Origin of the sequence: Pseudomonas sp. G2-4, from assembly GCF_030064125.1 — a bacterium.
Lineage (GTDB): Bacteria > Pseudomonadota > Gammaproteobacteria > Pseudomonadales > Pseudomonadaceae > Aquipseudomonas.
Window position 1 is genome coordinate 4,451,530 of sequence record NZ_CP125957.1, and the last position, 12,282, is coordinate 4,463,811.

A 12,282-nucleotide genomic window follows, 5' to 3' on the forward strand; every position below is an offset into this window, starting at 1 on the left:
TGCAACGAGTGCTCACGAGGCGGTTTTCGGCAAGGGCTCGCCGCTTTCCAGCAAATGCGCAAACGCCGCTTTGTCGATCGGCCGGCTGAGGAAATAACCCTGTACTTCGTGGCATTGGTCCGTGCCCAGGGAGCCGAGCTGGGCCAGGGTTTCCACGCCTTCTGCGGTGACGGTCAACCCCATGGCGTTGCCCAGGTTGATGATTGCCTGCACCACGGCGCGGTCATTGCTGCTGTTGCTCATGGACGCGATGAAACGCTTGTCGATCTTGATACCGTCGAATGGGTAGGTGCGCAGATAGCCCAGGGATGAATAACCGGTGCCGAAATCGTCCATGTTCAAACGCACGCCCAACTCCTTCAACGCATTCATGACCTGAAGGGCGCCGTCCACATCATTGAGCATCACGTTTTCGGTGATCTCGAGTTCCAGGCGACTGGCCGGAAAATGGGTTTCAATCAATACCTGGCGCACATCCTCCACCACATCGCTGCGCTCGAACTGCGCCGGTGACAGGTTGACCGAAACCATCAGCTCCCCTGGCCAGGTCAGTGCAGTTTCGCAGGCCTCGCGCAATACCCAACGCGACAGAGGAACAATCAGGTCGGTTTGCTCTGCCAACGGAATAAAGGCGTCAGGTCCCAACAAGCCTTGGGTTGGATGTTGCCAACGAACCAGTGCTTCGACGGCGACGATCTCCCGGCCATTGACCTTGTAACGCGGCTGGAAATGCAGGACGAATTCGTTTTTCTTCACGGCCAGGCGCAGGTCACTTTCCAGCTGGCGACGCTGCTGGATCTGATCGTTCATCTGTGAAGCGAAATAGCACCAGGTTTTCTTACCCTCGGACTTGGCCTGATACAAGGCAATGTCGGCGCAGCGGATCAACTCACCGGGCACATAGCCCTGGCGACGACTCACAGCGATGCCGATGCTGGCGCCAATGTGCAGCGAATGGCTTTCGTAAAGGATCGGTTGCTGCAGGCTATCGATCAGCCGCCCACAGAAGCGGTCGATCTCAGTGATGTTTTCCATCCCGTTGAGTACCACCACGAATTCATCTCCGCCCAGGCGCGCCACCAGGTCCTGCTCGCGGGTGCTCTCACGCAGGCGCTGGGCCACTTCCAGCAACACCGCATCGCCGGCCGGATGACCGAGGGAGTCGTTGATCGGCTTGAAGTTATCCAGGTCCACCATCAGCAGCGTCAAGGGTATGGAATGCTCCTTGGCCACCAACGCATCATCCAAGTGCCGCGCCAGCTTGTTGCGGTTCGGCAGGCCGGTCAGCGCATCGTGCAACGACAGATGTTGAACCTGGGCATGGGCGGCCACTTCGTCGGTGATGTCGCTGGCGGTGCCGCGATACCCCACGACCTCGGCCTTGTTGCAGATCGGCCGCGCCGACACCCGACAGAAGCGCAATTGTCCGGAATGGTCGCGGTAGGAACAGCGCAAGTTGCCGGCGTTCTGTTCCTCCGTCAACTTGCCCAACCACAGGGCAATCGGCGTGGTGTCGCAATACAGCAGCTGCTCGATGTCCTGCCCCAGCCATTGTTGGTCGGAAAACCCGGTGACCGTATTGAAGCGGCCTGACAAATAGGTGATGCGTTGCAGGCTGTCGATTTCCCAGATCCAGTCGGAGGCCGCTTCGGCCACGGCCCGGAAGCGCTCCTCGCTGGCTTCAAGGGCCTGGGTCGACATTTCCAGGCTGTCGTAACTGGCGTCCACATGCCGTGCCGTACGAATGGCGTATCGAAAAAAGTAAGCGGTCAGCAGTGCCAGAATCAGCAGTGCCCCACCCAGTGGCGGCACCAAGGACCAAAGCAATTGCTGGCCCGGCCGCTCCAGCCGGGACACCAGGCTGTAGCCGGTGCTGTCCAGCGGCACGGCTGGTTGGCCGGATTGCAGCTCGGTGTCTTTCTTGAGCGTCAAATCGGTCAGGCCGTAGCTCTTGCCCAGCTTGCGCAGTTTGACGGGCGTCAACTGATCGACGAACAGCAACACGGATGTGCCGTTGGCATCGACCTGAGGACGTTCGTCATTGGGCAGGATGACCGAGGCGGTGACGACGGCCGGCCAGCCTTCGAACAGGGTGTAGCGCACCGCCGACAGGGTCAGGTCAGGCTGCCCTCGCAACTGATCCACCAGATCCGTCAACGGCAGGTCCATATAAGTCGCCGCATCTGCCGGGACATTCTGCCCACGCACCACGGCGTACTTGGTGCGCTCGCGGTCAATGACAAACACGCCTTCGTATTCGTCGTTGGTAAACAGGGTCTTGCCCATGTTCTGTTCGGCATAGGCCCATTGCACATCGACTTCACTGTTGAGGTGATCGTAGGCCGTCGTCCAATAGGTATAACTGGTGATGTAGTTTTTCGAGGCCGTAATACGATTCTCGAGGGCACGTTCGGTATAGAAGCGGGTCTTGCGCACGTCCTCTGCGTCCAGCTTAGCGGCGATGTTGAACAGCGCGGCAACAGCCATTAGAACACCCAGGACGAACAGCCCCGCGACGGCCACCACCAGGCGACGAGTAATGGGGGTGTGGCGCGTGGTAGTTGAAGGGGTATCGGCAGTGAAATCCATTGACCTGCTCCTGTCCTGGCTACACCGGCTTCGAGGCGTAGAACCGCCTCCATGTCGCCAGCGAAGTTGTCTGAGCAATGGACCGTTGTCAGGTACCGATGATTCCAACCAATCTCAACGATCCGAGCGCTCCAGCGCATCGAGTCCACCTTCGGTCGATAACGCCGCCACACGGTTGCGACCGCCGTGCTTGGCCTGATAAAGCGCCGCATCGGCCCGCTGGATGAAGACTTCGATGCTGTCCAGGCTGCTGGGCACAAAGGCGTAGCAACCCAGGCTCACCGTCAGGTAGCCGGTCGGGGAGCCCGAATGAGTGATGCGCTTGTCGATAACCTTGTGGCGGATCTGTTCGGCCAACGCCATGGCCCCGTGCAGGTTGGTATCGGGCAGCAGCACCGCGAATTCTTCACCGCCGTAACGCACCGCGAGGTCAGCCTTGCGATGACAGCAATCCTTGAGCACCTGCGCCACTTCCGCCAGGCAATGATCCCCCACCACGTGCCCGTAGGTGTCGTTGTAGCGCTTGAAGAAATCGATATCGACCATGATCAGGCTCAAGGGGCTGCGCTGGCGGGCGCCTCGGCCGAACTCGATGTCCAGCGCCCGTTCGAATAGCCGCCGGTTCGCCAGCCCGGTCAGGCTGTCATGGGTGGCAATCAGCTCCAGCGCCTCCTGGGCCTTGCGCAGGTCCGCTTCGATCCGCTCGCTGTTACGCACCTGACGCACGAATACCCAGCCGAACAGGCAAATGCCCAGGACCACCAGGGCCACAATGAGACTGGATTGGAAAGCCCGCTCATACCAGCCCGCCAGGATCGACTCCTCGGACATCGCGGCCGTGACCACCAGCGGGTAGGTCTGCAAATGTTGATGGCCATAGAGCCTGACGATGCCGCCGACGGCGGAGCGGATGATGACGTCGTCGGATCTCCCGCTCACCGGGTCATGCCGGAAAATATGCTCCACGGCCAGGGGATGGCCGATCCGCGCCTCGTCGAAGGGCCGCCGGGCCAACAATGTCCCATCGGACAAAGCCAGGGCCATCTCGCCTTTATCGTCGAGACTGAAGCTTTTGAAGAACTGATCGAAGTACGACATTTTGATGCCGGCCAGCAATACGCCCTGGAAGTTGCCGTCCTGATCATTCAAGCGCCGGGACACCGGGATGATCCACTCGCCATTTTGCCGACTGCGGATCGCCGGACCGATATGTGCGATCAGGGAGGCATTCTGCTGGTGGAACGCAAAGTACTCCCGATCCGCTACCCCTGCCCCCCTGTGCAGGTTTTCGAAGGAGGTGATGACCCAATGACCGTGCTTGTCGAACAGGTACAGGCCATGCAACTGCTCCAAGGACTGCACTCGCCGGGCAAAAGTACGCTGCAAACGCGATTGCATCACCGAGCCGAAACCATCAATTTGGATCCAATCCACCAAGCTGGCCAGAACCAGATCAGCCTGCAGGAAAGTATCCTGAGCCTGCTGGGACATGGCGCGTGTCAGGTTGATCGAAGCGACACGGGCCGACTCCAGGTCGTGGCGACGGGACTGCTCCAGTTGCAGGTAAAGCAAACCACAGAGACACAGGCACACCGCCGCGATGAACATCACCGCGGCCTTGAGCAGGGGTAGGCGCTTCAAGGCACCACCAGGGGCATGGAACGGATCGAGGATGGGGATAGGCAAGCGAATTCCTGAAGAGGACAAAGCATGAGCGAATCGCTCAAAGCCCCCAATATCCGTGAGCTTATCCTACCGCTTGTGGGGCAGCAATTTGCCCGTATTGCGCAGCCGATGGGCGGCTGGAGTGGATCCAAAACCCCGTGTCATCCTGGCCTGCTTTTCCAGCTACCAGTGCTCTGGGCCAACGGTTTTGCATGTGAGCTGGCCGGGCTGGCAGTGCAGCTAGACGAGGCTCTTGCTCAAATACGTCGCCGAGGCCGGGCACAAGGTCTTGAACTGGGCCGTTGCGCTGATCGAAGCAGGCGCCAGCGAGCGATCTCGCGCCTGGTAGCCGTGGGCAGTAAAGAACGCGACGGCGCTGTCAGTGAGCAAATGGAGCCGCCCGACCCCTTCGCTTTTCGCAAACGCCTCGAGCACGTCCAGCACCGCCGCGCCAGTGCCGCGTCCCCGCTGTGCCTCAAGGACCACCAGCGAGCGCAGCAACCGCTCGGCACCACTGCCCTCGATTCCACCAAACGCCACTTCGATGCCGTGTTGGTTGAAGCTGAAAAACCGTCGGCCGGGAAGCGTCAGGTCGTCCACGGGTAGACCGGCCAGGGTGAGTGCATTGCGCAGCGCCCCCAGATCTTTATCATCCATTGTTGTCATGTGCATGACTTGCTCCCTCGTAAGTGTCTCAGTGATCTTCGTCGCCACCGAGATTCTACAACCCCCTTCATGACCCAGCGCAAATGAAGCCTCCACCCCGTCAGCTAAGCTCAACCTATCATCACGACAGGGAATCGACATGAGCAAGGCAGACGAGCTAGCGGCAAAATTGAGGAAAATCCAGCAAACCGGCGCGGATACCGACAACTGCGCCGACCTGGCAATCGAACATTGGCCCGCCCAGGTCTACGAGTTGTACCGCCAGATCGAAACCTGGCTGGCCCCGGTGTGCGAGGCCGGGCTGGACATCCGGCGCAACCCCACCCACGTATTTGAAAGTCACTCCAGCGGTTCGACCTACAACTACGCCATTGATCAACTGGTGATCGAAGGCAACCATCGCCGCATTTCATTCGACCCCATCGCCCGCTTTTCTCCCACGGGGGAAGGCTGCATTGAGGTCCATATGAAGGGGCAAGCATGCTGCATTCTGCGGACACTCAGCGACCATGGCCAATCGCTGTGGCATCTCCAGGCGCTCCAGTCGAGCGGACAATCACAGCCTGAGCCGGTGCCCCTGGACGAAGACGCCTTGCTCTCCCTGATAGAAGAGGGTCTTGGGCTTTAACGCAAATGGGCGACCGTGGAGGTCAATGCCGATCAGTTAACCGACACAGAACCCTGCATGGGTTGCTCTGGTATGGGTTGGGCCGTGCCGAACAGGCTGACCCGCACCTGCTCATCGCCCTGCTTCTGCAACAGAATCGGCGCGATGCCGCCGGGCATCACGACGTTCACCGGCCCCGCCTTCACCCAACCCACCCGCCATGCAGCGCAGGCCACGGCGCTGGCGCTGGTGCCCGAGGATGCAGTGGGACCTTCGCCTCGCTCGAACACTCGGGCAGCGATCCGCCCTTCAGCTTCGAGCCAGGCCCATTGCAGGTTTATACCCAGTGGGCAGGGAACTCCTGCCCCGCCGGGAGCGGCGTAAGCGATACGCGTCAGGCGTTGGCACAGCGCCGTCGCACGCATCTGCGGATTGCTCGGCAGCGCCTCGACACTCTCCACCAGCGTCACGCAATGAGGGTTGCCGATGTTCACGAACAGGCTGTTGCCCCACGCCGGGTTCAACGCCTGCAGATCGGCCACTCGACTGACGTCCCGCTGGTTGAAGGTCATGCTCTCCACACCTTGGGCGCCGACGACGTGAGGTCCGAACGACGGTTGTCCCAGGTCCAGCCAAAAACCCTGCGCCCCCTCGAAGCCAGCGGCACGAACCGACGTTTGCAGCGGCCACACCGTGGGATTTGTCGTGATGAACCTGTAGCACACAATCCCCATCGTCCGGCATCAAGCCTTGTTCCAGCAGAGCCTGGGAGAAAATTGTCAAGCCATTGCCGCTGCGTTCGGCCAGAGTGCCGTCGGTGTTGACGATCAAAACGTCAAAGGGTGGTTCACTCTGGAACGGGCCGATCAACAAACCGTCGCTACGATGGGCCTTGGCACCCGACGGCGCTTCGCCCGGCGCCCAGGCACAGAAGGCGTGCACGGCGGCCGTTGCCCAGGATTGACGCGTGTGTGCGGCCTGGGCAGCCGAGTGCGGCAGGTCCACACCGCCGGCACGAACCTGCTGCGGTGAGACGACCCCATAAATATTGCCGCGTGCGTCATAAAACTGCGTCATGGACCAGACCCCGGAATCAGCCAGCAAGGGCCGGTACTTTATGCTGGCAACAGCTTGGGGAGCAAAGCGTGCTCGCACGCCCCGCACTTGAGTCGGCACCTTGGGGTCGCGGTGCGGTCAGTGGATATGCAAGCATAGAGCCCCTGCCCGCATCACCGCATCGCAAGAAAGCCAAGGACGTTTCATGACCGCCATTACGCCCCCGCCCACCTTTATCCCCGGACGTCTGGAACAGATGTCCACCCGCATCGCTTATCTCATCGCCGGCATCGGCATTGCAGCCTGGGCGCCGCTGGTGCCTTACGCGAAGGTGCGGGCGAACCTGGATGAAGGCACCCTCGGGTTGCTGTTGTTGTGCCTCGGTGTGGGCTCGATCCTGGCGATGCCGATTTCCGGCGCGCTTGCCGCGCGATTCGGCTGCCGTCGGGTGCTCAGCGGCGGCACGGTCCTGATCTGCCTGGCGTTGCCGCTGCTGGCGACGATGACGTCCCTGCCCTGGCTGGTGGCCGCCCTGTTCGTGTTTGGCGCCGGACTCGGCACCGTGGACTCGACCGTGAACCTGCAAGCGGTGATCGTCGAGCGGGCCAGTGGCAAGACCATGATGTCGGGCTTCCACGGCATGTTCAGCCTCGGCGGGATCATTGGCGCGGCCGGGGTGAGTGCCTTGCTTGGCCTTGGGCTTTCGCCGCTGGAGGCGACGCTGGTGGTCAATGGGGTGCTGCTGGTGGCGTTGTTCAAGGCTGCGCCGCATTTGCTGCCCTACGGCAGTGAAAGCTCAGGCCCGGCGTTTGCCATTCCCCACGGCGTGGTGCTGTTTATCGGCATCCTGTGTTTCATCGTATTCCTGGCCGAAGGTGCGGTGCTGGACTGGAGCGCCGTGTTCCTGACCAGCGAGCGCGCAGTGGACACCGCCTATGCCGGCCTGGGCTACGCCGCCTTCGCGCTGACCATGACCGTCGGCCGCCTGACAGGGGATTCGGTGGTGCATCGCCTGGGTGCGAAGCGCGTCATCATTTATGGCGGCGCCATCGCTGCGGCGGGGTTCCTGCTGGCGACCCTGGCACCGATGTGGCAAGCGGCGCTGTTGGGGTATGCATTGGTGGGAGCCGGGTGTTCGAACATCGTGCCGGTGTTGTACACCGCCGTTGGCAAACAGACCTTGATGCCGGAAGCGATCGCCGTACCGGCCATCACCACCATCGGTTATGCCGGCATCCTTGCCGGTCCGGCGCTGATCGGGTTTGTTGCCCATGGCAGCAGTTTGAGCTTTGCGTTTGGGTTGATTGCGCTGTCGCTGGTGGCGGTGGGGATTAGCGGGAAAGTGTTGAAAGTCTGATTTCCCCACAATCCCCCTGTGGCGAGGGAGCTTGCTCCCGCTCGGCTGCGAAGCAGTCGCAAACCGGACAACTCGGTCTACCTGAAGGACTGTTGGGGCCTGCTTCGCAGGCCAGAGGGAGCAAGCTCCCTCGCCACAGGATTGTGTTCAGGCCACAGGACGGTACCTGGGCCTTGAGTTTTCATCAGAACCCCACACTGGCCTGCACGAAGAACGTGCGCGGGGCGCCGGCATAGATGCCCGAGTTGTTGTCGCTGGAGCGGGTGTAGTACTGATGGTCGAACAGGTTTTTCACCCCGGCACCCACTTTCAGGTTCGACAACTGCGCGCCGAAGTCATAGCCGGCGCGCACGTTCCAGAGCACGTAGCCGGGCATGTCACCAAACTGCCCGTCGGCGCTGCCGTCAGTGATGTAGTCATCGCTGAAACTGCCATCGGCCTTCACGTTGTTGCCCGGTGAACGCTGCTTGGACTGGGCAAAGGCGTCGAGGTTGTAGGTCCAGCGATTGACGTCATAACGCAGGCCCAAGGTGGCCACCTGACGAGAATAGAACGGCAGGTCACGGCCCTTGAAGCTCGGGATCTCGCCTTCGTAGGTCGCACGGGTGTAGGTGAAACCGGCATTGGCACTCAAGCCTTCGAGGCGCGGATCCAGCGCGGCCATGTCGTAGTGCACCGAGGCTTCCAGGCCCTGGTGCTTGGTGGCGCCCATGTTGGTCCAGCCCACGTCGTTGCTGATGTATTGCAGCTCGTCATCGAAGTCGATGTAGAACAGCGTCACTTCCCCGCCCCACACGTCATCGTTGTAGCGCGTACCGATCTCGTAGGTCTTGGCCTTCTCCGGGCTCAAGCCGTTGGCGGTGTTGTTACCGTCGCCACCCTGGCCGAGCTGGAAATATTGCAGGCTGCCGAACGAGGTCTCGTAGTTGGCGAACAGCTTCCACGCATCGGACAGGTGATACATCACGCTCAGTGCCGGCAGCGGTTCGTTACTGTCGATGCTGCGGCGTTTTTCCTGCACCGGGCGACCGGCGGTGTCGAGCACCGGGCGGTCGTGCCATTCGGTGCTGATGCGTTCAAAGCGGATGCCCGGGGTGATGGTCCATTTGCCGACATCGATCTTGTCATCGAGGTAGACCGCGTGAGCTTCAGTGCCGCCGGTACGGTCCTGGTAGACATGACCGTCGGCGCCCGGACGCACCACCGGCTGGTTATCCCGCAACGCCAGGCGACTGGCCTCTTCGTGCATGCCCTCCTTGAGGTAGCGATAACCGATGCTGGCCTCCTGGGTGGTGGGGCCGAGGTCGAACACATGGGACACCCGGGGCTCGATACCGAAGGTGTAATAGGTGCGCGGGTAGGACGCCAGGTTGCGTTGGTCCCGGGAGGCGATGGTGCTGCCACGGTAGCTGTCGGAGTAATAGGTCAGCACTTCGGCCTGGGTGCGGTCGTCGACCTGTCGCAACCACTTGAACGACACGTCCTTGCGCCGGCCACTGAAGTTGTCCCAGTCGCGGTCGGACTGGTACGGGTCCGCGTCGTATTGCTTCTGGGTCAGGCCACCGGGCATGTCGGCCTTGGCGTCGTAGTAATGGAAGTTCAGCGAGAAGTCGTCCACCTCGGTGGGCGCCCAATGGGTCTTGAGGATGACGTCGTCGATGTCGTTGCCATTGTTGCTCTGGCGATAGCCGTTGCCGTTCACGCCGGAATACAGCAGCGCGACGCCCAGGCCGTTGTCCGCCGTGCCGCCGAGGAACGCCGTGTCGATGTGCTTCCAGCCGCCACGCTGGGAGGTTTCCAGGGTGGTGCCGATTTCACCGGTGGCTTTTTCCGGGATGGCGCGGGTCACGAAGTTGATCACCCCGCCGACGTTCTGCGGCCCATAGCGCACGGAACCGGCGCCGCGTACCACGTCGATGCTGTCCAGGTTACCCGAGGAAATCGGCGCCATGGACAGTTGCGGCTGGCCGTAGGGGGCGAACGCAGCCGGAACACCGTCGATCAGCACCGTGGAGCGTGGTGACAAGCGCGAAGTCAGGCCACGCACCCCGACGTTAAGGGAGATGTCGCTGCCACCGGTGCCGTTGGCCTCCTGCACCTGCACCCCCGGCACACGCCGCAGCACATCGCCGACGTTCATGGCGCCCTGCTCCACCATCGCTTCGCGGCGGATCACCGTCCGTGCGCCGGGGTGGTTCTGCACCACTTCGGCGTTGGCATCGCCGAGCCAGTCGCCGACCACTTGGATTTCGGTGGCCCCCAGCTCCAGCGGGCCAGCACCGGATGCCGACGGCGCCGGCAACACCGTCACCGAGCCGTCGTCGATCTGGTATTGCAGGCCGCTGCCCTGCAGCAATTGGCGCAGGGCCGCTTCCGGGGACAGGTTGCCATTCACCGCCGGGGCTTGCTTACCGGCCACCCGCTCGGGACTGAAGAACACTTGCAACGAGGTCTGCTGGCCGAGTTGACTCAAGGCCTGGCCCAACGGTTGCGCCTGGATGTGAATGTTACTGGCCTGATCGGCGAATGCTTGGGGCAGCGCGGCGCTGACGGCCAGGGTCAAGGCCAGCGGCAGCCAGCGCGAAGAGGTGCGGTTGTGGTTTTTGGCGGAGGTTTTCACGTCGAACCCTGTCCTGTCGAATCGCAAGAATACGCGTCTGTTAATGCAAACCAGTTGCAGTTGGACAAGAAGACGAAGAACTCGAAAAAAACCTGAATCTATCGCGCAATTATTTCCTGGCTGCCGTCCTCCAGGGTTCGCACGGCCACTGGCAGGATGTTTGGCAGCGCCTTGAGCAGCGCCTCGGGATCATCGGAACGGAACACGCTGGTCAGGCGCAGATTGCCCACCGCCGCGCTGCCGACCCGCAAGGGCTTGGCCCGGTAGCGGGAAACCTCCTCGGCCACTTCACTCAACGGCGCGTTGTTGAACACCAGTTTGCCGCTGCGCCAGGCAGTCAGCGCATCGGCGTTGATCGCGTAAGGTGCGGCGACCTTGCCCTGAGCATCGATCTGGGTGCCCAGGCCCGCCGTAAGGCTGACGAACTGCAATCGCGGCGCACCCCGCCCCTGGACCTTGACGCTGCCCTGCTCCACCGCCACCCGGGTTGTGTCAGCATCGCGACGCACGTCGAAGCGCGTCCCGGTCACCGTCACCTGGCCATTACCCGCTTCGACGGTAAATGGGCGGCCGGCATCATGCTCGACACTGAACAACGCCTCGCCTTCGAGCAGTTCCACCCGCCGCTGATGGTGCGCGAATTGAACACGTATCCGGCTACGGCTGTTGAGGTCGATCACCGAGCCGTCCGGCAATGCGAGGTGCCGACGCTCGCCGAAGGCCGTGGCAAATTCGCCGCTGTAATCGGTGGAGGAACTCAAGCCGCTGAACAAACCCAATCCGATCGCCACCGCGAGCAGCCCGGCGGCGACCGCATAGCGCAGCAACGGCCGGCGCCTGGGGCGTTCGGCGGGACGTTCGCACAATGCTTGCAGGCGTTCCCGGGGCAGCAGGTCCGTGGCGCTCCAGATACCCTGGAGCAACTGGATTTCATCGCGATGATTGGGATGTTCGTCGAGCCAGGCTTCGAAACCCTGGCGTTCCTCGAGACTCATGGCAGGCGCTTGCAAGCGCACGAACCATTGCGCCGCCGCGTCGCGAACCCTGTCCTGCCCGCACGGGCATTCACGGCTATCCATCATGCAAGGTCCTGTGGTTCAGGTGGAAGATGGCGACGGATCATTGGCCTGGCCCGTCCAGGCGATCGCGCAGATGCCGCAGGGTGCGGATCATATACTTTTCCACCATATTTTTTGACAAGCCCAGGCGCTCGGCGATTTCCGCCTGGGTCAGGCCTTCGATCTTCTGCCAGACAAACACCGTACGGCAGTTGGCCGGCAGCTCGGCAAGCGCTCGCTCGATGGAGTCTGCCAGCTGGATCGCGTGCATGTAGTGCTCCGGGTCGCCCGAAAGCGACTGGCTGTGGTCGACGGCCGCCTCCTCCATGGCCCCACGTCGATCTTCACGCCGATAGCCATCCACTGCAATATTGCGTGCCGTCTGGTGCAGATAGGCCCGCGGCTGCTCGACCCCGGCCGAATCGGACTCAAGCACCCGCACAAAGGTGTCGTGGGCCAGGTCCTCGGCCTGCTGGCGATTGCGCAGGCGACGGGTCCAGGTGCCGATCAACTCTTCGTAATGCTCGAAAAAGCCGGTTCTGCGGGGCAGCTTGGGGGTCATCGCGGCGCGCTGTGGAAATGGGGCGTGAATAGTAATGCTTCCTATTAAGGCGAAGCAAACCTATTGCGGTGCCTGTCGTCCGAAGCTTTTCCAGCCTGTAAG

General features: G+C 61.9%; 9 protein-coding genes and 1 pseudogene. 3 read left to right on the forward strand and 7 right to left on the reverse strand.

Annotation, left to right across the window (positions count from 1 at the left end):
* Nucleotides 1-12: 12 nt before the first annotated feature.
* Both QNH97_RS19315 and QNH97_RS19320 read right to left on the reverse strand, forming a co-directional pair.
* On the reverse strand, nucleotides 13-2,589 hold the full coding sequence (locus QNH97_RS19315) for a bifunctional diguanylate cyclase/phosphodiesterase (RefSeq protein ID WP_283553446.1): 2,577 nt from the start codon (nucleotides 2,587-2,589) through the stop codon (nucleotides 13-15).
* 114 nt (nucleotides 2,590-2,703) lie between these two features.
* Nucleotides 2,704-4,275 carry a sensor domain-containing diguanylate cyclase gene (locus QNH97_RS19320; RefSeq protein WP_283553447.1) on the reverse strand — a complete coding sequence of 524 codons (1,572 nt, stop codon included), beginning with the start codon at nucleotides 4,273-4,275 and terminating at the stop codon, nucleotides 2,704-2,706.
* An 8-nt stretch (nucleotides 4,276-4,283) separates the two neighbouring features.
* On the opposite strand from QNH97_RS19320, the gene QNH97_RS29375 reads away from it, so the two are divergent.
* Nucleotides 4,284-4,334: a hypothetical protein gene (locus QNH97_RS29375; RefSeq protein ID WP_350356203.1), complete on the forward strand. Its 51-nt coding sequence runs from the start codon at nucleotides 4,284-4,286 to the stop codon at nucleotides 4,332-4,334.
* Between the two features lie 160 nt (nucleotides 4,335-4,494).
* On the opposite strand, the gene arsN2 is transcribed toward QNH97_RS29375, so the two are convergent.
* Entirely contained in the window at nucleotides 4,495-4,926 is a 432-nt protein-coding gene (arsN2, locus tag QNH97_RS19325; protein ID WP_283553448.1) for an arsenic resistance N-acetyltransferase ArsN2, read from the reverse strand.
* Nucleotides 4,927-5,059: 133 nt separating this feature from the next.
* On the opposite strand from arsN2, the gene QNH97_RS19330 reads away from it, so the two are divergent.
* A complete protein-coding gene (locus QNH97_RS19330) occupies nucleotides 5,060-5,548 on the forward strand; it encodes a hypothetical protein (protein ID WP_283553449.1) in 489 nt (162 codons plus the stop codon).
* 32 nt (nucleotides 5,549-5,580) lie between these two features.
* Here QNH97_RS19330 and QNH97_RS19335 read toward each other — a convergent pair.
* Nucleotides 5,581-6,604, reverse strand: a pseudogene (locus QNH97_RS19335) (diaminopimelate epimerase).
* Between the two features lie 184 nt (nucleotides 6,605-6,788).
* Between QNH97_RS19335 and QNH97_RS19340 the strand changes: the two are divergent.
* On the forward strand, nucleotides 6,789-7,940 hold the full coding sequence (locus tag QNH97_RS19340; protein ID WP_283553450.1) for an MFS transporter: 1,152 nt from the start codon (nucleotides 6,789-6,791) through the stop codon (nucleotides 7,938-7,940).
* A gap of 184 nt (nucleotides 7,941-8,124) precedes the next feature.
* Here QNH97_RS19340 and QNH97_RS19345 read toward each other — a convergent pair whose 3' ends face one another.
* The 3 genes from QNH97_RS19345 to QNH97_RS19355 form a co-directional block, all read right to left on the reverse strand.
* Nucleotides 8,125-10,560, reverse strand: a complete 2,436-nt coding sequence (locus tag QNH97_RS19345) for a TonB-dependent siderophore receptor (protein ID WP_283553451.1) — start codon at nucleotides 10,558-10,560, stop codon at nucleotides 8,125-8,127.
* Between the two features lie 98 nt (nucleotides 10,561-10,658).
* Nucleotides 10,659-11,642: a FecR family protein gene (locus QNH97_RS19350; protein WP_283553452.1), complete on the reverse strand. Its 984-nt coding sequence runs from the start codon at nucleotides 11,640-11,642 to the stop codon at nucleotides 10,659-10,661.
* A gap of 37 nt (nucleotides 11,643-11,679) precedes the next feature.
* Nucleotides 11,680-12,180: a sigma-70 family RNA polymerase sigma factor gene (locus QNH97_RS19355; RefSeq protein WP_283553453.1), complete on the reverse strand. Its 501-nt coding sequence runs from the start codon at nucleotides 12,178-12,180 to the stop codon at nucleotides 11,680-11,682.
* Between the last annotated feature and the right edge of the window lie 102 nt (nucleotides 12,181-12,282).